General features: G+C 74.8%; 19 protein-coding genes. 6 read left to right on the top strand and 13 right to left on the bottom strand.

Annotated elements, in window-relative coordinates:
- Both LPA54_RS30700 and LPA54_RS30705 read right to left on the bottom strand, forming a co-directional pair.
- On the bottom strand, positions 1-1,399 hold a 1,399-nt coding region (locus tag LPA54_RS30700), incomplete at its 3' end, for an MFS transporter (RefSeq protein ID WP_228983920.1).
- Positions 1,400-1,594: 195 nt separating this feature from the next.
- Positions 1,595-1,873 (bottom strand): hypothetical protein, encoded by a 279-nt coding sequence (locus LPA54_RS30705; RefSeq protein WP_228983921.1) that lies wholly within the window; start codon positions 1,871-1,873, stop codon positions 1,595-1,597.
- A 236-nt stretch (positions 1,874-2,109) separates the two neighbouring features.
- Here LPA54_RS30705 and LPA54_RS30710 point away from each other — a divergent pair, with 236 nt between their 5' ends.
- Both LPA54_RS30710 and LPA54_RS30715 read left to right on the top strand, forming a co-directional pair.
- Positions 2,110-3,012, top strand: coding sequence for a dienelactone hydrolase family protein (locus LPA54_RS30710; protein ID WP_228983923.1), 903 nt, complete (start codon positions 2,110-2,112; stop codon positions 3,010-3,012).
- A 206-nt stretch (positions 3,013-3,218) separates the two neighbouring features.
- Positions 3,219-6,134, top strand: coding sequence for a LuxR family transcriptional regulator (locus LPA54_RS30715; RefSeq protein WP_228983925.1), 2,916 nt, complete (start codon positions 3,219-3,221; stop codon positions 6,132-6,134).
- 44 nt (positions 6,135-6,178) lie between these two features.
- Here LPA54_RS30715 and LPA54_RS30720 read toward each other — a convergent pair whose 3' ends face one another.
- From LPA54_RS30720 to LPA54_RS30760, 9 genes are all read right to left on the bottom strand, one after another.
- Complete coding sequence (locus LPA54_RS30720; protein ID WP_228983927.1) at positions 6,179-6,574, bottom strand: VOC family protein; 396 nt, start codon at positions 6,572-6,574, stop codon at positions 6,179-6,181.
- A gap of 89 nt (positions 6,575-6,663) precedes the next feature.
- Entirely contained in the window at positions 6,664-8,043 is a 1,380-nt protein-coding gene (locus LPA54_RS30725) for a serine hydrolase (protein WP_228983929.1), read from the bottom strand.
- Positions 8,044-8,263: 220 nt separating this feature from the next.
- On the bottom strand, positions 8,264-8,407 hold the full coding sequence (locus LPA54_RS30730; protein ID WP_228983931.1) for a hypothetical protein: 144 nt from the start codon (positions 8,405-8,407) through the stop codon (positions 8,264-8,266).
- Positions 8,408-8,539: 132 nt separating this feature from the next.
- Positions 8,540-8,890 carry a PRC-barrel domain containing protein gene (locus LPA54_RS30735; protein WP_228983933.1) on the bottom strand — a complete coding sequence of 117 codons (351 nt, stop codon included), beginning with the start codon at positions 8,888-8,890 and terminating at the stop codon, positions 8,540-8,542.
- A 43-nt stretch (positions 8,891-8,933) separates the two neighbouring features.
- Positions 8,934-9,869, bottom strand: a complete 936-nt coding sequence (locus tag LPA54_RS30740) for a DUF72 domain-containing protein (protein ID WP_228983973.1) — start codon at positions 9,867-9,869, stop codon at positions 8,934-8,936.
- A gap of 40 nt (positions 9,870-9,909) precedes the next feature.
- A complete protein-coding gene (locus LPA54_RS30745) occupies positions 9,910-10,776 on the bottom strand; it encodes a carbohydrate ABC transporter permease (protein ID WP_228983975.1) in 867 nt (288 codons plus the stop codon).
- 14 nt (positions 10,777-10,790) lie between these two features.
- Positions 10,791-11,762, bottom strand: a complete 972-nt coding sequence (locus tag LPA54_RS30750; protein ID WP_228983935.1) for a carbohydrate ABC transporter permease — start codon at positions 11,760-11,762, stop codon at positions 10,791-10,793.
- Positions 11,759-13,102 (bottom strand): extracellular solute-binding protein, encoded by a 1,344-nt coding sequence (locus LPA54_RS30755; protein WP_228983938.1) that lies wholly within the window; start codon positions 13,100-13,102, stop codon positions 11,759-11,761. The genes LPA54_RS30750 and LPA54_RS30755 overlap by 4 nt, the downstream gene beginning before the upstream one ends.
- A gap of 49 nt (positions 13,103-13,151) precedes the next feature.
- Positions 13,152-14,681, bottom strand: coding sequence for an alpha-N-arabinofuranosidase (locus LPA54_RS30760; RefSeq protein ID WP_228983940.1), 1,530 nt, complete (start codon positions 14,679-14,681; stop codon positions 13,152-13,154).
- A gap of 384 nt (positions 14,682-15,065) precedes the next feature.
- Here LPA54_RS30760 and LPA54_RS30765 point away from each other — a divergent pair, with 384 nt between their 5' ends.
- Positions 15,066-16,034 carry an arabinan endo-1,5-alpha-L-arabinosidase gene (locus LPA54_RS30765; RefSeq protein ID WP_228983942.1) on the top strand — a complete coding sequence of 323 codons (969 nt, stop codon included), beginning with the start codon at positions 15,066-15,068 and terminating at the stop codon, positions 16,032-16,034.
- Positions 16,016-17,449: a family 43 glycosylhydrolase gene (locus LPA54_RS30770; RefSeq protein ID WP_228983944.1), complete on the top strand. Its 1,434-nt coding sequence runs from the start codon at positions 16,016-16,018 to the stop codon at positions 17,447-17,449. Before LPA54_RS30765 ends, LPA54_RS30770 begins: the two co-directional genes overlap by 19 nt.
- A gap of 90 nt (positions 17,450-17,539) precedes the next feature.
- On the opposite strand, the gene LPA54_RS30775 is transcribed toward LPA54_RS30770, so the two are convergent.
- Positions 17,540-18,469, bottom strand: a complete 930-nt coding sequence (locus tag LPA54_RS30775; RefSeq protein ID WP_228983945.1) for an anti-sigma factor RsbA family regulatory protein — start codon at positions 18,467-18,469, stop codon at positions 17,540-17,542.
- A 792-nt stretch (positions 18,470-19,261) separates the two neighbouring features.
- Here LPA54_RS30775 and LPA54_RS30780 point away from each other — a divergent pair.
- On the top strand, positions 19,262-19,768 hold the full coding sequence (locus tag LPA54_RS30780) for a MarR family transcriptional regulator (RefSeq protein WP_228983947.1): 507 nt from the start codon (positions 19,262-19,264) through the stop codon (positions 19,766-19,768).
- A gap of 190 nt (positions 19,769-19,958) precedes the next feature.
- Here LPA54_RS30780 and LPA54_RS30785 read toward each other — a convergent pair whose 3' ends face one another.
- The gene (locus LPA54_RS30785) at positions 19,959-21,131 is read right to left on the bottom strand and encodes a PP2C family protein-serine/threonine phosphatase (RefSeq protein WP_228983949.1); all 1,173 of its coding nucleotides are present in this window, start codon (positions 21,129-21,131) and stop codon (positions 19,959-19,961) included.
- A gap of 219 nt (positions 21,132-21,350) precedes the next feature.
- Between LPA54_RS30785 and LPA54_RS30790 the strand changes: the two genes are divergently transcribed.
- Complete coding sequence (locus tag LPA54_RS30790) at positions 21,351-21,710, top strand: STAS domain-containing protein (protein WP_228983950.1); 360 nt, start codon at positions 21,351-21,353, stop codon at positions 21,708-21,710.
- Positions 21,711-21,849 lie beyond the last annotated feature (139 nt).

The raw sequence follows: 21,849 nt of genomic DNA on the forward strand, positions 1-21,849 counted from the left end.
CTGCTATGGCGCCGCCCCGCGGACCGCCCCGCGGGGCGGCGGCCGCCGGCGCCGGCCGTGCGGCGCGGGCCACCAGGAACAGCAGCGCGCCGCAGGCGGCGACCACGAACCAGCCCGGCCGGGAGGCGTCCGCCAACCCCGCCGGGGAGACCCCCGACACCAGCCCGCCGGCGACGGCGATGCCGACCGCGGCACCGAACTGCCGGGCGGTGGACGTGATCGCCCCGGCGACACCGGCGCGCTGGACGGGGAGTCCGCTCACGGCGGTGTCGGTGATCGGGGCGTTGGCGAAGCCGAAGCCCACGCCGACGAGCGCGTTGGCCAGCAGGAGCAGCGGTACGCCGGTGTCGTCGTCGAGCCCGACGAGGCAGAGTCCGCCGGCGGTGAGGAAGCCGGCCGCCAGGGCCAGGGGAAGCCGCGGGCCGCTACGGCCGACCAGACGACCGGAGAGCGGGGCGCACAGCGTGGCGCCGACCGCCATCGGCAGGGTCGCCGCCCCGGCGGTCAGCGGCGTCCAGCCACGGGCGTGCTGGAGGTGGAAGGTCTCCAGCAGCAGCGTGACGTTGAGGGCGACGAAGACCGCCACCGCGCCGACGACCGCGCCGGTGAAGGACGGGCTGCGGAAGAGCCCCGGCTCCATGAGCGGCTCGCGCCTGCGGGACTCCACCACGCCGAACGCGACGGCGGCCGACAGCACGCAGGCGTACGCGCAGACCACCGGCAGCGACGTCCAGCCGACGCGCGGCCCCTCGATGAGCACGCCGACCGACCCTCCGATCACCACCGTCAGCAGGGCCTGCCCCGGGAGGTCGAGCCGCCGCGGCCGCTGGGCCCGGGACTCCGGCACGAACACCGCGCTCAGGACGAGGGCGGCCACGACAACCGGCACGTTCACCCAGAACACCGACCGCCAGCCGAAGACGTCGATGAGGGCGCCGCCCGCGACGGGGCCGGCGGCCATGCTCAGCCCGAAGACCGACGCCCAGACGCCGATCGCCCGGGCACGCTCCCGCGGGTCGGGCATCGCGTTCACCACGATCGCCAGGGCCACGGGGCTGAGCATCGAGGCGCCGACCCCCTGCAGGGCGCGGGCCGCGACGAGCGCCTCAGCGGTGGGGGCGGCGGCGCACGCGAGCGAGGCGGCGCCGAAGACGGCCAGCCCCCACTGGAACACCCGCCGCCGTCCGAACCGGTCGGCCAGCGCGCCGGAGGAGATGAGCAGGGCCGCCAGGACGAGCGTGTAGGCGTCCACGGTCCACTCCAGGCCGCGGGTGCCGATGCCCAGGGCCTGCCCGATGGCGGGCAGGCCGACGTTGACGATGGTGGTGTCCATGCCCACGAGGAACATGCTCAGACAGCAGACGGCCAGCACCGTCCACCGTCTGCGCGCACTGGCCACGGGCGGGGATCCGACGGGTCGGGTCGCAGTGGTCACGGCCTGCCTCTCATGTCCGGGAAGGGTTTTCCCGGACATGGTCGGACGGGATGGCGCGAGGACCCGAACTCCGTTGCGGGAACGGCACGCTGGGCCCCGGCCGGCCGCGCGGGGGCGGCGCGCCGGGGCCCCGCGCGGGGCGGTCGGTGCCCGGGGCGATCAGTAGTGGAAGACCTCCGTGACCTCCGTGACCTCCGCCTGCGGATCCACGGCCACCGTGACGCGGGTCCACAGCTCCCGCAGCCGCGCGACCATGGCCTCGGCCCGGTCGACGTCGTCGAACTCCAGGTCGATCATGACGCGGCCGGGATCGGAGACCGGCCTCATGACGCGGTAGCCCCGGACGCCGGAGGCGGACCGGCCGAGGGGATCACCGTCGAAGGCGGCCTTCCACGCCTGGTAGTCCGGGACCGCGTGCTCGATGCGGACGACGTACATGGTCGCTCCTTCCGCCGGGCCCCCTTCCAGTCGACCACCGCGGGGCCCGCCCGGCGCGCCGGCGGCCGCGGGGCCCGCGAGGACCGGTGATATCGCCGATGCCCGGGCCGCGGGGGCGCGGCGACAGTGGCAGCCCCACCCGCGGCGGGCCAGCCGCCCGGGGCAGCGCGCCGGTGTCACAGACGTCCGCCGGTGTACGCCCCGGGGCCCGCCACCACAGAGAGGACGACCCCGTCGTGCACACACTCCCCCACACCGGGCGCCGCGTCCGCCGCTCGCTCCGCGGCGCCCTCGCGGCGTTCGCCGTCGTCGCCGGGCTCGGCTTCGGCCCGGCCCCCGCCGCCCAGGCCGCGGCCAACCCCTACGAGCGCGGCCCCGCGCCCACCAACGCCAGCATCGAGGCGGTGCGGGGGCACTACGCCGTGTCCCAGTCGACCGTCTCCTCGCTCGCCGCCTCCGGCTTCGGCGGCGGGACGATCCACTACCCGACGACCACCGCCGACGGTACCTTCGGGGCCGTCGCCATCGCCCCCGGCTACACCGGGACCCAGTCGACGATCGCGTGGCTCGGCCCCCGCCTCGCCTCACAGGGGTTCGTCGTGTTCACCATCGACACGATCACCACGCTCGACCAGCCGGACAGCCGGGGCCGCCAGCTGCTCGCCGCGCTGGACCACCTCACGCGCGTCAGCCCGCTCCGCACGCGCGTCGACAGCACCCGCCTCGGCGTGATGGGCCACTCCATGGGCGGCGGCGGCAGCCTGGAGGCGGCCAAGAGCCGGCCGTCGCTGCGCGCGGCGGTGCCGCTGACGCCGTGGAACCTGGACAAGACCTGGCCGGAGCTGAGGACGCCGACGCTGATCGTCGGAGCCGACGGGGACACCATCGCCCCCGTGTCCAGCCACGCCGAACCCTTCTACGAGAACCTGCCGTCCACCCTGGACCGGGCCTATCTGGAGCTGAACGGGGCGTCGCACTTCGCACCGAACTCGTCGAACACGACGATCGCCAAGTACAGCGTCTCGTGGCTGAAGCGGTTCATCGACGACGACACCCGCTACGAGCAGTTCCTCTGCCCGCTGCCGCGGCCGAGCCTCACCATCGAGGAGTACCGGGGCAACTGCCCGCACACCTCCTGACCGCCGACACCGCCGGCGCCGACGGCGGGGCAGGTCTCACGGCCCCCTCACGCTCCGCCCCCGGCGGCCGCGCCCCATGCGCGGCCGCCTCCGGCGTTCGCCGTGTCCGACCGGCCGTACACGGCGGGCGCGGCAGCACCGCGCGGGCGCAGGTGGGTCGGACCGACGGCTTCCGCAACGCGCCGCCGGACATTAGCGTCCCGAGGATGACGCGAGAGCCGACCTGGCAGGAGTCCACGGGTCCGCGCGGTGTGCGCGGCCGGGAGGAGGAGCTGCGGTCCGTCGACGCGGTGCTGGAGGGGGCGCGCCACGGCGGCGGCGGAGTGCTCGTGGTCGCCGCCGCACCCGGGCTCGGCCGGTCCGCCCTGCTCGACGCGGGCGCGGCGGCCTTCGACGCGGGGCCCGCCGTGTGCGTACGGGGCACCCCGGGCGGCAGCCGGGTGCCCGGCGGCGGGGTGCGGGCGCTCCACCGCGCCCTGGCGGCGGTCACGGGCGAAGGTGGCGCCGGGATCACACCGCCCGCCCCGCGAGGCCCCGGAGGTGCGGGGGACGCGGAGGCGCTGGAGGGGGCGCTGCGGGCCGCCGCGGGCCCCGCTCCCCTGCTGGTCTGCGTCGACGACGCGCACCTGTGGGACGGCCCGTCCCGGCGGGCCCTGGCGGGGGCCGTGCGGCGGGCGTGGCGGCCGGGCCCGGTCGGTGTCCTGCTGTCGGTCGTCCACCGGCACCCGGGCGCCGCCGACTTCGCCGGACTGCCGTCCGTCGTCCTCGCCCCGCTGCCGTACGGCGTGGCGGCGGGCCTGGTCGACGAACGCACCGGCGGACGGGTCGACCCGCCGGTCCGCGAGGAGCTGGTGGCGGAGGCCGCGGGCAACCCGGCGCTCCTGACCTTCCTGCTGGAGCGGCTCTCGGCGGCGCAGCTGGAGGGCCGCGCCCCGCTGCCGCGCCCCCTGGCGGACGCGGCGGCGCTCGCCCGGGCGGTCAGCCCGCACCCGTCCGACCTCCCGCCGGCGGTGGCCGACGTGCTGCTGCTGGTCGCCGCGGCCGGGGAGCCCGGCGGCGCGGCGGACGCCGCGCTGGTCCTGCGGGCCGGGCGGCGGCTCGGGCTGCCCGCGGCGGCGTTCGCCCACGCGGAGGCGGCCGGCCTGCTGGGCTGGGACGGCGGCCGGGCGCGGTGCTCCACCGACCTGCTGCGCCGGGCGGTGTACGCCGGGGCCGACCCCGCCCGTCGGCGGGCGGCGCACGGGGCGCTCGCCGCCGCGCTCGTACCCGACCGCTCGACCGCGGGCGCCCGCGCGCCGGACCGCTCGGCCCCCGCCTCCCGTTCGCTCGTCGGCGACCTGCCGGAACAGCGGGCGCCCGACCCCCGCGCCCTGGCCCGGCTGGCGCACACGGCGCTGTCGGTGCGGGGCCCCGCACCGGGTGTCGCGGCGGCACTGGCCGCGGAGGCGTCCCGCGACGACCCGCGCCGCTCCCACCGCGAACGGGCCGCCGCCCTGCGCGGCGCGGCGGAGTTGACGGCGGCGGACGGGCCGCGGGCGGAGCGGTTGGCGGCGGCGGCCGAACAGGCGCGGCTGGCGGGCGCGGTACGGCAGGCGCGCGAGCTGCTGGCCGGCGCGGAGGCGGCGGGCGCGACCGACGCCGTACGCGGCAGGGTCGAGCTGGTGCGGGGGGTGCTGGCGCTGGACGACGGCCCCGTGGTCGACGCGCACGAGGCGCTGCGCGGTGCCGCCGCGCTCCTCGCCCCGTACGACCCCCGCCACGCGCGGGTCGCGCGGCTCGCCGCGGCCGACGCGGCGTGGGTGGCGGGTGACGTCGCCGCGTGCACGGCCGAACTGGTCGCCGTGGCCGGCGGGGAGCGCGCCGGCGTCCGGGGCGGCCGGGCCGCGCCGCCGGTGGCCGGGGATCCGCTGGAGGAGTACGTGGCGGGGCTGCGGGCCGCACTGGACGGCCGGTTCGCGGTCGCGCGCGCACCCCTGCGGCGGACCGTCGACCGGGCGGACGCCGACGAGGCGCCCGAACCGCTGCTGCGGGCCGGGGCGGCGGCCCTCCTCATGGGCGACGTCGGCGCGGCCACCCGGGTCGCCGCACGGGCGCTCGCCGCCGCCCGGGCGGCGGGGGCGGCGGCGCTGGTGCCGAGGGCTCTGGAGTACCTCGCGTACGCGGAGCTGCGCGCCGGTCAGCACGCGCGGGCCCGCGCGCACGCCGAGGAGGGGCTGCGCGCCGCCCGACGGGCCGGGCAGCGCAACATCGCCGCCCACCTGCACGCCGTCCTGGCGCTCGCCCTGTCGGTCGAGGGCGACGGGGCGGGGGTGGCCGGGCACGCGGCGGCGGCCCTGGACACCGCCCGCCGGCACGGCCTGACCCAGGCGGCCACCCTGGCGCGGTGGGCGGCGGCCCGCGCGGACCTGAGCCGCGGACGCCTCCCGGAGGCGGCCGCGCGGCTCGGGCCGGTGGTCCGCTCGGGGGCGGGCGGCGGGCACTTCGCCGTGCGGATCCTGGCCGTGCCGTGCTTCGCCGAGGCGGCGGCGCTGTCGGGGCGGCCGGAGGACGCGCGGGTCGCCGTCGAGGAGTTCGCGGTGTGGGCCTCCCTCGGCGCCGACCCGCTGGCACCCGCCCAGTCGGCCCGCTGCCGCGCGCTGCTGGCACCCGACGAGGCGGACCTCTGGTACGAGCGGTCGCTGGACGCGTACGAGGGGGCGGGCGGCGAGTTCGACCGGGCGAGGACGCTGCTGCTGTACGGGAAGTGGCTGCGCCGCCGCCGGCGGCCCGGTCCGGCGCAGGAGCGGCTGCGGGAGGCGCTGGTGGCGTTCGAGCACTGCGGTGCGCGGGGCTGGGCGGAGCAGGCGGCGGGCGAGTTGCGCGCGGCGGGCAGCGCGACCAGGGACGCCGAGGCGGGCGCGCTGTCGCGGTTGACGGCCCAGCAGGCGCGGATCGCCCGGCTGGTGGCCGAGGGGGCCACCAACCGGGAGGTCGCGGTACGGCTGTCGCTCAGTCCCCGCACCGTCGACCACCACCTGCGCAACGTGTTCGCCCTGCTCAACGTCAGGTCGCGGGTGGACCTGGCCCGGCTGGTCGACCGTGCGGAACCCGCACCGGCCCATCCCTCGGGGCCCGCCCCGTGAACGCGTGCGCGGGGCGGGCCCGAGGGATGGGCCGCGGTGCCGCCTCAGACGGCCGAGCGGCCCTCCCGCGCCGCGAGGGTGAAGGAGTGGCCGGCGGGGTCCGCGTAGGTGCGCACGTCCCGGGGGCCGGAGTTGTCCTTGGCCTCGACGGGGCGGGCACCGAGGCCGACCGCCTCCCGCTCGGCCTCGTCCATGTCGGCCTCCGAGACGAGGATGTGCAGGTGCGCCTGTTGGGAGTCGTCGGGACGGGGCCAGCTGGGCGGCGCGTACCCGTGGTCGCGGCGGGCGGCGAGGCGGACACCGTCCTGCCCGACGACCTCGATGAAGTCGGGGTCGGTGCCCCGCTGCACCCGGGCCCCCAGCAGCTCGGCGTAGAACTCCGCCAGCGCCTCCGGTTCGGCGCTGTCCAGTACCAGGACGCTCGTCTTCGCTACCGTCATGGGTTCCTTCTGCCCCCTGCGCGGGCGGGCACGCACGCGCAGGGGGCGGGAGGCGGCCGCCCTCCCCCCGCGCGGGCGGCCGCGTCGGCTCAGCGCTGCAACCGGCTCAGCACCTCGAACGGCCGAGTCACCGCGGTGGCGGCCGCGGGCGCCGGCGCGGCGGGGGCGCCGGCCCGCGGGGCGGCGCCGCGGGCGGCGGGCCGGGGGATGCCGAGGGCCGTGAGGATGTGCTCGTTGAGGGCCAGGTCGATGGGGTGCGGGTCGACCGTGCCGTCCTCGTTGACGTGCTGGTACTTCATCAGGTTGAGGGCGACCGCGAGCTGGCGGCGGCCGTCCTCGGAGGACAGCGCGAGCGTGCCGGCGCCGAAGACGGCGCCGTCGTGGCCCCAGTACCAGCGGCCGTCGCCCATCCGCACCGCCGACAGGCCGAGTCCGTAGCGCATGACGGCCTCCTCGCCCGGCTCGACCGGGTGGGCCGGGACGGTCGTCTTCATGGCGCGCAGCTCGGCGGGGCCCAGCAGCCTGCCGCCGAGCAGCTGGCGGTAGAAGGAGTTGAGGTCGTCGGTGGTGGAGACGAGCGCGCCGGCGATGCCGCCCCACGACATGTCGTAGACGCTGTAGTCGCGGGCGGGGTCGATGGTGCCGTACATCGACTCGTACATCTTCGCGTGCGGACCGGTGAGGTAGGGGGTGCGCGGGAAGTACGTGTGCCGCAGCCCCGCCTTGCGGATGACGTGGCGGGTGATGTAGTCCTCGGGCTCCTGGCCGGTGACCTCGCGGAGCAGCAGTCCGATGATGACGTAGTTGGTGTTGGAGTAGGCGTGGGTGCCGCGCGGCGCTCCGGGGGGCGCGGCGAGGCCGAGGCGGACCAGCTCCTCGGGGGCGAAGTGGCGGAAGCGGCCGGCGTCGAGGGCCTTGCCCGGGTCCTCCAGGAGGCCGGGGAAGGCGGGGAGTATGTGGTCGCCGATGCCGCTGGTGTGGTTGAGCAGCATGCGTACGGTGACCGCCCGGCCGCGCTCGCCGGGGACCAGCTCGGGCAGGTAGCGGCCGATCGGGGCGTCGAGGTCGACGCGGCCCGCCCGGACCTGCTGGAGCACGGCGACGGCGGCGAACGACTTGGTGATGCTGCCGACCCGGTGCTGGAAGCCGGGCCGGACGGGGCGCCGGGTGTCGACGTCGGCGACGCCGGCGGCGCCCCGCCACCGCGACGAGCCGTCGCGGACGGCGGAGAAGGTGCCGTACATGCCGGCCCGGTGGACGGCGTCCAGCGAGGCGCGCAGCGCCGCGCGGTCGAGGCCCCGGCCGGCGCCGGCCGGGGCGGTGGCCGCGGCGGCGTGCGGCGGGGCGGCGGGGGCCGCGGGCGCCGCCTGCGCCGGCAGCGTGCCGGCCGCCAGCGCGAGCAGGACGGCGCTCGACGTGAGCGCGGCGCGGCGGAGCCTTCGGCGGGCGGCGCGCGGGGAGGGTTCCATGGGCTGCTCCTGGGATCCGGTGCGGGGCGCCGTGTGCGCCCCCGCACCCCCATCCTCACGGCCCGACGGCCCGTCAACCTTCCTCCCTGGGAACGACCTTGCTCATCGGGGAGCGGTGACATATGTCAGTGGGCGCCGCCGTCCGGGGGCGGTGGGACACGCGTGACCCCCGCCGGGCGGGGAGCCCGGCGGGGGTCACGGTGTCGGTCGCGCCGTACCGTCAGTGGCGACGGAGCCGGCCGAGGATGCCGCGGGTCTGCGTGCGCCGCCGCGGGTCGGAGGCGGCCCGGCGGGCCGTGTGGATGAGCCTGCGCCCCTGCGGGCTGCGGCCGAAGTTCCTGATGCGCGAGATCAGCTGGGACATGACGCCTCCTGTGTGTCTCGGTGCTGCGTGTCTGCTTCCGGGTCCTGTGTCCGTGTCGTTCCGTGTCCGTGTCGTTCCGTGTCCGTGGTCCGTGTCCGTGCGGTCCGTGCCGCCGCGTCCGCGGCGGCCGGGTCAGCGGAAGAAGGCGAGGTAGTAGTCCGCGAACTCCATCCGCTGTCCGCCGTCCCGGTCGTGCCGGTCGGGCACGTACTCGGGGGCGGACTTGATCTCGTCCTTGGTGCAGCGCACGTGCACGGCCCGCTGCTCGATGTCGACGGCGGTGACGATCCCCGCGGGGAGCAGCACCTCCCTGCCGAAGATCCACGGGCCGGTGTCGACCACCAGGTAGCAGGCGCCCGCCTCCGCGGAGTGCTTGCCGACCTTGCCGACGGATCCGTCCGTCGCCTCGACCGTGAAGCCGGTCAGGTCGGTACCGGTCACGTAACCGGTCGTGTCGGGACACGACCACATGTCCGCGTGCACTGTGTACTCCTCTGGTCCGGTGCCCCGCGCGGGGCGCTGCGTGTCACCCCGTCTTCCCCGCCACGGCGCTCCCATGTCCCCCCGCGCCCGCCTCCTGCGGGCAGTCCGCGGCGAGGAGCTCCCGCATGGCCCCGGCGGCGCGTACGGCGGCGTCCCCGCAGCAGTTGTTGAACAGGACGTGGACCTCGGCGGCCCGCTCGGCCATCGCCCGCACCCGGGGCAGCCACTCGCGCAGCTCGTCCGCCGTGTACTCGTGCCGGAAGCGGTCCTCCTTGCTGCCGGTCCCCCAGGCGGCGCTGCGCCCGTGGAAGCGGACGACGGCGAGGTCCCGGGAGGTGACCGGCGCCTCCGGGGGGAGGGAGCCGGGGAGGTCCTGCGCCGTGTCCACCGCCACGGCGGCCGCGCCCAGCTCCCGCAGCAGGGCCGCGGTGGACGCGCGGGCCTCCCGCCGCCACCAGTCCGGGTGGCGGAACTCGACCGCCAGCGGCCAGCCGGCGGTCCGCTCGCGGCACTGCTCCAGGAAGGCGCGGGCGGCCGCGCCGGGCACGGCCCACGGCGGCAGCTGGAAGAGCAGGGCCCCCATGCGGCCGGCGTCACGCAGCGGCAGCAGCGCCTCGCGGAACCGCCGCCACACCTCGTCCAGCAGGCCGGGGTCCGGCAGGCCGCGGTACCGGCCGCCGTACCGCGCCACGGCGGGGCGCAGGTCGGCGGGGACGGCGGCGGGCCTGGTGGGGTGGCCGGTCAGCAGGGAGAACGCCTTCACGTCGAAGCGGAAGCCGTCGGGGGTGCGCTCGGCCCACAGGCGGCTGTTGCGGTCGCTCGGCAGGCCGTAGTAGGTCGAGTCGACCTCGACGACGGGGAACCGCCCGGCGTAGTGCCGCAGCCGCCCCTCCGCGTCCCGCCTGCCGGGCGGGTACCAGCCGCTGGAGACGAGGGCGGGGTCCGTCCACGAGCAGGTACCGATCCTGATCTCACCGATGTCACCCATGCGGCCGCGCATACCCGCTGTCGGCGGGCGGTCACTGCCCGGCGAGGCCGGTGTGCGCGATGCCGCGCACGATCTGCCGCTGGAACAGCATGAACACGATCAGCAGCGGCAGTCCCGCGATCACCAGCGCCGCCATGATCTGCGCGTACCGCACGCCGAACGACGACTGGACGTTGACCAGGCCGACGGGCAGCGTCATGCCGGCGGGGTCGGTGGTCACCAGGAACGGCCACAGGAAGTTGTTCCAGGTGGAGATGAAGGTGAAGATCGCCACGGCGGCGAGCACCGGCCGGGACAGCGGCATCACGATCGTCCAGAAGACCCGCCACCGCCCCGCGCCGTCGACGAAGGCCGCCTCCTCCAGCTCGCGGGGCACCCCCTCGAAGAACTTCACCAGGATGAAGACCATGGCCGGGACGGCCACCTGGGGCAGGATCACGCCCCAGTAGGTGTCGACCAGACCCAGCTGCACCATCTCGGTGAACAGCGGCGCGATCAGCACCTGCGGCGGCACCATGATGCCGGCGAGGACCAGCCCGTACAGCGCCCTGCGGCCGCGGAAGTCGGTGCGGGTGAAGCCGTAGGCGGCCATCGCGCACGTCAGGACGGTCAACACGGTCGTCATCAGGGAGGTGAACACCGAGTTCAGCATCCAGCGCGTCAGGTCGCCGGACCCCCAGACCTTGGCGTACGCGTCGAACGTGACGCGTGAGCCGATCCAGGCGAGCGGGGTGCTCGTCGTCTCCGCCTCGGGCTTGAGCGAGGTCGCCACGGCCCAGGCCAGGGGGACGAGCCAGGCGACCGCCAGGAGCAGCGCCAGCACCAGCAGGGCGACCCGCCCTCCGGTCCAGCGGGCTTCGCGGCCTGCGGCGCTCCGCGGCGCGCGGGGAGTCTTCACGGTGGTGGATCCGCTCACTTCGCGGCCTCCTCTGCTCGGCGCCGGGACAGCGCGGGCCGTACCAGGGAGACGACCAGGATCAGGGCGAAGAACAGGTAGGAGACGGCGGAGGCGTAGCCGATGCGGTACCCGGTGAAGCCCTGCTGGTAGACGTACTGGAGGATCGGCCGGGTGGACTCGTCGGGGCCGCCGCCGGTCATGATGTACACCTGGTCGAAGATCTTGAGCGAGGCGAGGACCTGGAGGACCACCACCAGCGCGGTGGTGCGGCGCAGCATCGGCAGCGTGATGTGGAGCAGCCGGTGCCACGCGCCGGCCCCGTCCAGTTCGGCGGCCTCGTAGAGGTGGACGGGGATGGCCTGCAGTGCGGCGAGGTACAGCAGGAAGTTGAAGCCGACGGTCCACCAGACGGTGGTCGCCACGATGGAGAGCATCGCGTGGCGCTCCTCGCTGAGCCAGCCGATGCCCGGCTCCAGCCCCGCGGCGGCGAGCAGCTGGTCGGCGAGGCCGAAGCCGGACGGGAAGACCATCTGCGCGAAGAGCAGGCAGACCACTCCGGACGGCAGCAGGAACGGGGCGAACCAGCTGAGCCGCCACAGCCACTGCACCACCCGGAGGTGGTGGGAGAGCAGCGCCAGCCCCAGGCCCACCAGGACGAGCGGGACCGTGGAGAGCACCGTGAACCAGAGGGTGTTCCACAGCGAGGACCAGACGTCCGGGTCGCCGACGGCCTCGGCGTAGTTGGCCAGGCCGACGAACTCCCCGCCGGTTCCGGTGATGTTCTCGCTCGTCAGGCTCATGCCGAGGCCGGACACCAGGGGCCACAGCAGGAACACGGCGTACAGGAGCAGGAAGGGGGCGACGAAGACCAGGCCGTGCTCGGTCCACCCGCGGCGGACGGGGCGGACCGGCACCCGGCCGGCGGCGCGGCGCTCGGCGACCGGTGGCGGGGGCGTCGGCGGGGGCGCCGCGGTGGTGGTGGTCATGACGCGGCTCCGGGAAGCGGGTCGGGGGTGTCGAGGAGGGTCCTGAGCCGGGCCTTGGCCTCGGTCAGGGCGCCCCGGGGGGTGCGGGAGCCGGTGAGGACACCGGAGAAGACGGCGCCGAGCTCGATCCACATGCGGGAGGCGGAGCCGGCGAACCAGGCCGGTTCGTCGAGCGCCACGTCGTCGATGACCCCGCGGTACTCGGACTGCGGCCTCAACGCGAGGTATGCGGGGTCCCTGAGGACGGGGAGGTACGCGGGCACGTGGCCGCCCTCGGCCCAGGCGACGGAGTTGCGCAGCATCCATGCGGCGAGGGTGTGGGCGGCGAGGTGCGCGGGGCCGCCGCGGTCGGCCTGGTGCGGCAGGACGAAGGCGTGGCAGTCGGCCTGGGCGCCGGGGCGGCCGAAGAGGGTGGGGACGCGGGTCACCGAGAAGGGGATGCCGGCCGTGCGGAAGGTGCTGATCTCCCACTCGCCGTTGAGGTGGAAGGCCGTCCTGCCGGCGTTGAAGATGCCGACGGAGGCGCCGTAGTCGGCGCGGCGCACCATCAGGCCCTCCTCCGCGAGGCCGGCCATGTACGTCAGCACCCGCAGCGCCTTCGTGTCGTCCAGGGCGAGGCGCCTGCCGTCCTCGGAGAGGACCTTGCCGCCGGTCTGGGAGTAGAAGGTGGCGAACAGCCGCCAGGGGGTGACGCAGTCGGGGCCGAGGGTCTCCGTCACCAGGCCGGGCCGTCCGGTCGCCTTCTTCGCGGCGCGCAGGGCGTCGGCGAACGCGTCGGCTCCCTCGATGGGGGCCAGCCGCCCGCCCCTCATGAGGCCGGCCTTCTCGCAGACCTCGGTCTGGTGGTAGAGCACCATGGGGTGGGTGTCGAGCGGCACCGCGTACTGCCGGCCGGCCACGCGGCCGCGCCGCCAGATGTCCGGTGGGAAGTCCCGCTCGCGCACCCCGAGGTCCGCGAGCAGGTCCGGGTCGAACGGGTCCAGCAGCCGCCCCGGGGCGAATCCGGCGAGTCGGGCCAGGTGCAGCACGGCCAGGTCCGGGGCGCGTCCGCCGGCGCCGGCCATGCCGAGCTTCGTGTAGTAGGGGGCGCCCCACTGGAGGGTCACCGCCTCCAGTGCCACGTCCGGGTGCCGGGCGCGGAAGTCGTCCAGCATGCCCTGCATGTTGACTCCGTCGCCGCCGCCGAACAGGTGCCAGAACCGCAGGCGCGTCTGTCCGGGGCCGGCGGTGGCGGACGGGGCGGCGCAGCCGGGCAGGGCGCCGAGGGCCGTGGCGCCGGCGACGGCCGCGCCTATGCCGCCGGCGAGGGCCCGGCGCCGGGTGGGGTGGGAAGGGTGCATGGTGGCTCGTCTCTGCGGGAGGTCGGTCGCCGGCCGGGGCCGCCGGCGGTCAGGCGCCGGGGGCCAGGCGGAGCACGTTCCAGGACAGCGGTTCGAGGACGACGTCGAGGACGCCCGCGTCGAGCCGGGCGCCGTGGCCGGCGTGGGGTACGACCCGCTCGGGCTCGGCCAGGGTGTTGCGCGCGTCGGGGTCGGCGTCGCCGAGGACGCTGTGCTCCACGATCCGGTCCGCGTCCAGCCCGGACAGCGCCACACGCAGCGGCAGCGGCCGGCTCCGGTCGCGGTTGACGGCGAAGACGGTGACGGCGCCCGTCCGCGGGTCGTGTACGGCGGTCGCGTGCAGCAGCGGCACCTCGCCGTGGCGGGCCGTCCGGTAGGTGGGCGACTCGACCCGTACGTCGAGGACGACGCCGCGCCCGTACCGGGACGCCTGGGCGAAGGGGAAGAACGTCGTCTGCCGCCAGGCGGGGCCGCCCGGTTCGGTCATGATCGGGGCTATCACGTTGACCAGCTGGGCCAGGCAGGCGACGGTGACCCGGTCGGCGTGGCGCAGCAGGGCGATCAGCAGCGAGCCGAAGACGACGGCGTCGGTGACGCTGTAGTTGTCCTCCAGCAGCCGCGGCGCCTCGGGCCAGTCGAGCGGGTTCGCCTCGGCCTCCGCCTGGAAGCGCCTCTGGTACCAGACGTTCCACTCGTCGAAGGAGAGCTGGATCTTCTTCTCGGACTTGAGCCGGGCGCCGACGTGGTCGCAGGTGGCGACGACGCTGTCGATGAAGGACTCCATGTCGACGGCCGACGCGAGGAACGAGTCGCGGTCGCCGTCGACCTCCTCGTAGTAGGCGTGCAGCGAGATGTGGTCGACCAGGTCGTAGGCCTCCGTCAGGACGGTGGCCTCCCAGGCGGCGAAGGTGGGCATGGCCCGGCTGGAGCTGCCGCAGGCCACGAGTTCCAGGCCGCCGTCGATCTGGCGCATCGCCCGCGCCGTCTCCGCCGCCAGCCTGCCGTACTCCTCGGCCGTCTTGTGGCCGGTCTGCCAGGGCCCGTCCATCTCGTTGCCGAGGCACCACAGGCGGATGCCGAACGGCTCCTCGTCGCCGTGGGCGACGCGCCGGTCGGACAGTTCGGTGCCGGCCGGGTGGTTGGCGTACTCCAGGAGCCGGAGCGCATCTGCCACGCCTCGCGTGCCGAGGTTGACGGCCATCATCGGTTCCGCCTGCGGGCCGACCTTCTTCAGGAAGGCGATGAACTCGCTCAGCCCGAACCGGTTGCTCTCGGTGGACCGCCAGGCGAGGTCCAGTCGGCGCGGGCGCTCCTCGGCGGGGCCGACGGAGTCCTCCCACCGGTATCCGGAGACGAAGTTGCCGCCGGGGTAGCGGACCACCGTGACGCCGAGTTCGCGGATCAGAGCCAGCACGTCGGTCCGCAGTCCGGCCTCGTCGGCGGCGGGGTGGCCGGGCTCGTGGATCCCGGTGTACACGCAGCGGCCCAGGTGCTCGACGAACGAGCCGAAGAGACGGGGGTTCACCGTTCCGACGGTGAAGGCCGGATCGAGCGTGAAGCGGGCGGTGCTGTCGGGCATGGTGTCCTTCCGGGGAGATGCGGGTGGGCCGGGGTGTCGACGACCGGAGCGGCGTCTTCCTGACCGCGCGGCCTTCCGTGAAGGGCGGCTTCGCCACGCGGCGGTTGGTGCGCGCGCAGGAGGAAGCGGCGCGGATTGTTCGAAATACCGGCACCCGATCGCTACTTCGAACGGGACCGTAGACGCGCGACGGTGGGCCGTCAATGACTTTCACCGGGATCACGGACGATGTGCGACCTGCCGAACAGTCGGCCACCGCGAGGGCGCACGACGGCCCGTCGGCACCTGCTGTCGAGGTGCGAACCGTTGACGCGCAAAGAGTTCGATTCTACGTTCCGTTCGAAACGACGAGCGTCGTTCGACATACAGAACAGGAGCGTTCTCTTGAGCCGCAAGAGCACCGCACTCCTCGCCCTCCCCACCGCCGCCCTGCTCGCCCTCATCCCCACGAGCGCCACGGCCTATCCGAACCCCGGTCGCGTCACCGGTTCCGTCATCACCCACGACCCGACGATGATCCGCACCCCGTCGGGGCAGTACCTGCTCTACGCCACCGGCGGAGGCATCGCCGCCAAGACGTCGTCCGACCGCACCGCCTTCACCGCGGGCGCGGACGCCTTCACCTCACGCCCGAGCTGGTGGTCGCGGTACTCCTCCGTCCCGGAGTCGTGGGCGCCCGACATCTCGTACCACGGCGGCCGGTACCTGATGTACTACTCCGTCTCCACCTTCGGCTCCAACACCTCCGCCATCGGGCTGGCCGGCTCCCCCACCGGCCACCCGGGCAGTTGGACCGACCACGGCATCGTGTACACCTCCCACTCCGCCAGCGACTACAACGCCATCGACCCGAACCTCTTCGTCGACGACGACGGCAGCTGGTGGCTGTCCTTCGGCAGCTGGTGGACCGGGATCAAGATGATCCGGATCGACCCCTCCACCGGGAAGCAGTCGGCCTCCGACACCGCCCGCCGCTCCCTCGCCTCCCGCCCGACCGGCACCAAGGCCGTGGAGGCCCCGTACGTCGTCAAGCGGAACGGGTACTACTACCTGTTCGCCTCGTACGACACGTGCTGCTCCGGCGTCAGTTCCACGTACAAGGTGAAGGTGGGCCGCGCCACCAGGGTCACCGGGCCGTACCTCGACAGGAACGGCGTCCCGATGACGAACAACGGCGGGACACCGGTCCTGGAGTCGCACGGGAGCGTCATCGGCCCCGGCGGACAGTCGATCACCAAGGACGTGGACGGCGACCTGATCGTCTACCACTACTACGACGCCAGGGACAACGGCACCCCCAGACTCGGCATCAACCTCTTGAACTGGAGCAGCGGATGGCCCGTCGCCTACTGACCCTGCTGACCGCGCTGCTGCTCGCCCTCTCGCTCGGGCACGCCCCCGCGAGCGCCGCCTCGTTCACCAACCCGGTCAAGTCCGTCAAGGGCGCCGACCCCTGGATCACGTACCACGCCGGCAACTACCACCTGGTGACGACGAGCTGGAGCGACGTCATCACCATCCGCAGGTCCCCGACGCTCGCCGGGCTGGCCACCGCGCCCAGCGTGCAGGTGTGGCAGGGCGACGCCGCCTCCCGGTGCTGCAACATCTGGGCGCCGGAGCTGCACTTCCTGAACGGCCGCTGGTACCTCTACTACGTCGCCGGGCAGAACGTGCCGGACTACAACGCGACGCAGCGCAGCCACGTCCTGGAGAGCGCCGGGTCGGACCCCATGGGGCCGTACACCTACCGGGGCCGGCTCAACGCGTCCTGGATGCTGGACCCGACGGTGGCGACCATCGGCGGGCAGCTGTACCTCTTCGGCAGCACGCACGACGGGTCGCAGAACATCGTCGCCGCGCGGATGTCGAACCCGTACACGGTCAGTTCGCCCTTCAGCACCGTGGCGAGGCCCACCCACGACTGGGAGCGCTCGGGAGCCCCTGTCAACGAGGGGCCCGAGATCCTCCAGCGCGGCGGCCGGACCTTCCTGGTCTACTCGGCCAGCGGCTGCTGGACCCCCGACTACAAGCTGGGGCAACTGGAGCTGACCGGGAGGGACCCCGCCTCGGCGTCCTCCTGGACGAAGAAGCCCACACCGCTCTTCCAGCGCAGTGACGCGAACGGCGTGTACGGGCCGGGCCACCACGGCTTCTTCACCTCGCCGGACGGGACCGAGAGCTGGATCGTCTACCACGCCAACGACTCCGCCTCGGACGGCTGCGACAACGGGCGGACCACCCGGGCCCAGCGGTTCACCTGGAACTCCGACGGCACCCCGCACCTCGGTACGCCGGTACGGCTCGGGGCGGGCGCGGCAGGGCCGTCGGGCGAGCCGTCCGGCGCCGCGACCACGTACACCCTCACCAACCGCAACAGCGGCAAGTGCCTGGAGGTGACCGCGGGCACCTCGGCGGACGGGGCGAACGTGGCCCAGTACGCCTGCGACGGCGGCTCCCACCAGCGCTGGCGGCTCCAGGACCTCGGGGACGACACGCACCGGCTGCTGAACGTCGCCACCGGCAAGGCGCTGGACACCGCCGACTGCTCCTCCGCCGACGGGGCCGACCTGCGGCAGTGGTCCTGGCTCGACAACACCTGCCAGCGGTTCCGGTTCCTCGCCACCGACGGGGGCCACGTCCGCGTCGTCAACCAGGCCACGGGCAAGGTGGCCGATGTGGCGGACTGCTCCACCGCGGACTCCGCCGACGTGCGGCAGTGGTCGTGGCTGGGCAACACCTGCCAGCAGTGGCGGCTGAACCCGGTGTAGTACGGCTCCCGCCGGTCCGCCCGCACCGCCGCCCCGGGGCGCCTCGTCGCCGCCTCCGTCCCCGTCTCCGCATGCGTCGCCGTCGCCGGGTCAGAGCGGCACGCGGAAGCGGACGGTCGTCCCGGTGCCGGCGGTGTGGGTGCGGACGAGCTCGGACACCTGGTTGACCACCAGGAGGCCGCGTCCGCCGATCTGCTCGGGGCGGCGCGCGAGGCGCCCGGCCAGCGGGTCGTCGAGCCGGCCGGCGTCCTCCACCTGGCAGTACACCCGCCCGTCCTGGCACCACACCCGCACGGTGCCGCGGCCGCCGCCGTGCAGGACGCTGTTGGTGGTCAGCTCGGCGACGGCGAGGGCGAAGTCGTCGAGGGGCATGCCGGCCAGGCCGAAGCCGCCCGCGACCGAGACCGCGAAGTAGCGGGCGCCCGGCAGGTCGTCCTCGTCGAAGTCGAGGGCCGCGGCGCCGGCCGGCGCGGGCAGCGGGCGGTTGCCCGCGGCGATGCCGCGCTCGGGCGCGTACGCGGCGCTGGCGGTCTCCCGGCCGTCGTGGACGACGACGGGATGGGTGGCGTGCGCGTCGGCGAGGACGCCGGAGTCGAGGTTCACCGCGTCGTACGGGCAGAGGACCGTGACGGGCCGGCCGCGGAACGCGAGGTTGATCAGCGCCTCGTGCTGGACGCAGGCCGGGTACTCCTCCTCCGTGCGGGAGGCCCAGATCGGCTCGCCGATGATGCGGACGCGGCCGGTGGGGAACCGGTCGGCGAAGGCCATGAGGACGCCGGGGATGATGCGGCCGGGGTTGCGTCCGGCCTCGGTCATGTCGAGGAGGCGGACGCGTTCGGCGGCGGCGCCGAGCTCGCGGCGCAGGAGCCGCAGCCGGTCGCCGGGGACGGCGACGGCCACCGGCTCGTCCTCGGCGAGCCCGTCCAGGACGAACGGCACGGTCCCCGCCAGGTAGGCGGCGTCGTCCCGGTAGAAGAGCGCGGGATGGACGAACGGGTCCTTCCCCGTCCGGCTGTTCATCGCGGGCTCACCCCGTTCCTCGTTCTGTCCGGTCCGGCGGTGCCGGAGGGAGCGGGTGTGGTGGACGCGTCCGCGGGCGCCGCGGCGCCCGCCGTCGCCCACGGCCGGTGGCGCCCCCGCCCCGGCTCGCCGCCGGGCGGTGGGGTCGACCGCCGGCCGCTCCGTACCTGTGCCACCATCCCCGTGCACCGGACGATACAGCTCCCGCTCCGCCGTCGCGTGGGGCGACGCCCCTCCTCCGGACACCCGGAGCCCACCGGAAGCGTATTTCCCGATCGGCCGAGGTCATGCCAAAAAGATCCACCGAGCTTCCGACACCGGTGCGAGGGGGAAACCCGCAGGCAGGATGCCCCGGCCCGGTGGCCGGGAGCGGGCCCGCGCGGCCGGTAGTGTGGCCGGCGGCACACCCGGACGGCGGTACGGACGGCGTGGGCGGTGCCCCCGTACGCCTGGCCGGCGGGGCGCGACGCGAGGATATGGTGGTGCCCCCGGGACGGCCCGGCCGGGACGCCGCACGAAGAACCGACGGGGCCGCCGAGGCATGACGGCCGGCCGCGCGGAGAGGTCCGTCCGCCGGCCCGGGGCGGCTCGCGGGCGGGTGACGGGAGACGCTCGGCGACGACGGTACGGAGGGAGTGCGACAGACCGTGAGGTGGTCCTTCCCACAGGGCGCGGCGTGCGACGGCCCGCGCTCGCACCGGCCGCGATCGCAGGGCGGGGATCCGGGATCGAGGCGTAGCGCGCGGGGCGGGGCGACGAGGTCCGACAGCGCTGATTCGGAGTGTCACTGTTATGGGCGTGAATCCGGCACCCTCTCACGACGGGTCCCGGGCGGCCGCCGAGGCCGCGTGCGAGGTCATCGAGTTGCTGGAGGTCCTGTGGGAGCGGGGCCGGGACGCCGTCTCGTCCTCTCCCGTCTCGGCCTCCCAGCTGCGGGTGCTCTACAGCCTCGACCGCGAAGAGGGCATCAACCTCCGCACGCTGGGTGAGCTGCTCGGTTCCGCCCCCTCCTCGGTCAGCCGGCTCTGCGACCGGCTGGAGGCGCTCGGCTTCGTCGAGCGCGGCCCGAGCCCCGTCAGCCGCCGGGAGCTGGAGCTGCGCCTGACGGGCCACGGCAAGGCGTACCTGCGCGAGCTGCGGGCGCGGCGCGAGGAGGTCCTGCTGTCCTCCATCGCGGGCATGACGCCGACGGCGCGCGAGGCGCTGAGCAAGGGGCTGCGGGGGTTCCGGGACGCCATCGGGACCACGCTGCCGGCGCGGCGGGCCGACGGGTCCGACGACGAGGCGAGATCCGCCTGACCCGGTACGCCCCTGCGGGGCGCCGATACCCGTGCGTGCGCCCTGCGAGCGCCGGGCGAGCGGTGCTCATGCCGACTGCCCCGCCGTTCCTCTCCTCCCCTCGCCCTGGCGGCAGTTGCGGTCCAAGACTGTTGCCACCAGGACACTGTTGTCAAATAGCAATGATCACTTCGGTGGACGACCGGCGGATTCAGGTCGCGGGCCGGCCATGCCAGTCCAGGCACAGCACCAGCGCGTCGTCCCCCAGCGGCGAGTCGCCCCGGTGGTCGGCGACCGCCCGCAGGATGGCCCCGGGGACCTGCGCCGCGGGCAGCAGCCCGGTCGCCGCGAGCGCCCTGGCCAGTGCCCGCTCGGTGAACAGCTCCTGCGTCGGCGAGACGCTCTCGTAGACGCCGTCGCTGGCGAACAGCAGGCGGTCGCCGGGCTCGACGGTGAAGCGCTCCGGCACGTAGACGGTCCCGTCGAACATGCCCAGCGGCAGCTGGGCGTCGAAGGTGAGCTCCTCCACCTGTCTCCCGCGGCGGCGCCACACGCGGGGTGAGCCGGCCTCGACGACCTCGACCTCGCCCGTGGCGAGTTCGAACCGCAGCAGCAGCACCGCGACGTGGGCACGGCCGCCGTACTGGGCGTACACGGCCTGGTCGGCCAGGATCGCCTGGTCGGCGAGGGGCAGTCCGGCGCGGCGGGCGTTGCGCAGGGCGTTGACGGCGAGGTTCGACAGCAGGGCCGCCTCGATGCCCTGGCCCATGCCGTTGGTCACGGTGACCGTGAGGTGCTCCGAGGAGGCCGACCAGTCGAAGTTGTCGCCGAAGATGGCGTAGGCGGGCTCCAGCTGCGCCCCGAGGGAGAACTCGGTGCGCGTGCACGAGCGGCCGGGCAGGAGCTGCCACTGCATCTCGGCGGCCAGGGTCAGGCGGGCGGCGCGGCGGGCCATCAGGTACAGGTCGGTGTCCCGCTCCGCGACGAGGATCTCGTGCCCGAGGGCCTGGCAGATGTACTCCAGGTCGGAGACGACCGCGGGGGCGTACCGGTCGGCCGGGAGCCGGACGGAGAGCACGCCCAGCCGGTCGCCGCGGATGGTCACCGGCAGGTGCACGTCGACCACGCCCGCCGCGTCGCGGTGGACGACGTGCGGTTCCTGCGCACCGAAGGCGCGGCCCTCGGGGCTGTCGTGGAGGGGCACCGCCTCGTCGGCACCCTCCGAGGCCAGGACCGCCTGGAGGTTCTTGAGGCCGTAGTCGGCCATGCGCAGCTCGACCCGCTCGGCGCCGTACTCCTCGATGAGGGCCATGCGGACGACGGTGAGCAGCAGGTGCGGTTCGGCGGCGCGCAGGGCGCGCTCGACACTAGTGATCTTCTTCACGTCGTCCTGTTCTGGGGATGCCCGACTGGTCCGTTCGGGTCGTGACGATCACGGCATTCTATGGCCGCGGCGACAACAGTTGCCGTGCGGCAAGGACCTTCTACGCTCCTCGGCGGGCAGTTGGTATAGATGAACGCCGGACCGGGCCACCCGGAGGGCTCCGGACGACGGGTATCGACGGTCTTCGTGGGGTGAGTGCCAGTGTCCACCAGTCGCTTCATGATCGATTCAGTGGGAGCCGACCGCGTGCTGGTCCTGCGCGGCGAGCTCGACATCGAGGCCGGGCCATGGCTGGTGCGGGCCGGCGAGGAGGCGTTGGCCCGGGGGTGGGACCGGCTGGTGCTGGACTGCCGGCAGGTGAGCTTCTGCGACTCCAGTGGCCTGAACACGCTGCTGCGGCTGCGCACGGTGACGGCGCGCGCCGGGGTGCCGCTGGTCCTGGCGGTCCCGTCGCGCAGCCTGCGGCACGTGTTGCGCATCACGGAGACGGACCGGGTCCTGACGTTGACGGACTCCCTGGAGGAGGCGCTGGGGCGACGGCCCGAGGAGGCGTCCGACAGCCCGGATCCCGGCGCCTGAGCCAGTCAGGGCGGCGCCGGGGGCCACCCGGCGCGACGGTTCCGCGGTGGCCCGAATGTCAGGTTTCAGTCACCAACTTTTGCCGCTCGGCAACTGTGGCAATATGAGTCGACGCGATGGCTGATCATCTATCCGGCCA

Source organism: Streptomyces sp. DH12 (assembly GCF_020873895.1).
Classification (GTDB): Bacteria; Actinomycetota; Actinomycetes; order Streptomycetales; family Streptomycetaceae; genus Streptomyces.

What these genes read in the sequence shown, in the direction of transcription:
- LPA54_RS30705 (WP_228983921.1), bottom strand. Translation starts at nt 1,873, where the DNA reads ATGTACGTCGTCCGCATCGAGCACGCGGTCCCGGACTACCAGGCGTGG.
- LPA54_RS30715 (WP_228983925.1), top strand. Translation starts at nt 3,219, where the DNA reads ATGACGCGAGAGCCGACCTGGCAGGAGTCCACGGGTCCGCGCGGTGTG.
- LPA54_RS30720 (WP_228983927.1), bottom strand. Translation starts at nt 6,574, where the DNA reads ATGACGGTAGCGAAGACGAGCGTCCTGGTACTGGACAGCGCCGAACCG.
- LPA54_RS30725 (WP_228983929.1), bottom strand. Translation starts at nt 8,043, where the DNA reads ATGGAACCCTCCCCGCGCGCCGCCCGCCGAAGGCTCCGCCGCGCCGCG.
- LPA54_RS30730 (WP_228983931.1), bottom strand. Translation starts at nt 8,407, where the DNA reads ATGTCCCAGCTGATCTCGCGCATCAGGAACTTCGGCCGCAGCCCGCAG.
- LPA54_RS30750 (WP_228983935.1), bottom strand. Translation starts at nt 11,762, where the DNA reads ATGACCACCACCACCGCGGCGCCCCCGCCGACGCCCCCGCCACCGGTC.
- LPA54_RS30755 (WP_228983938.1), bottom strand. Translation starts at nt 13,102, where the DNA reads ATGCACCCTTCCCACCCCACCCGGCGCCGGGCCCTCGCCGGCGGCATA.
- LPA54_RS30760 (WP_228983940.1), bottom strand. Translation starts at nt 14,681, where the DNA reads ATGCCCGACAGCACCGCCCGCTTCACGCTCGATCCGGCCTTCACCGTC.
- LPA54_RS30770 (WP_228983944.1), top strand. Translation starts at nt 16,016, where the DNA reads ATGGCCCGTCGCCTACTGACCCTGCTGACCGCGCTGCTGCTCGCCCTC.
- LPA54_RS30775 (WP_228983945.1), bottom strand. Translation starts at nt 18,469, where the DNA reads ATGAACAGCCGGACGGGGAAGGACCCGTTCGTCCATCCCGCGCTCTTC.
- LPA54_RS30780 (WP_228983947.1), top strand. Translation starts at nt 19,262, where the DNA reads ATGGGCGTGAATCCGGCACCCTCTCACGACGGGTCCCGGGCGGCCGCC.
- LPA54_RS30790 (WP_228983950.1), top strand. Translation starts at nt 21,351, where the DNA reads ATGATCGATTCAGTGGGAGCCGACCGCGTGCTGGTCCTGCGCGGCGAG.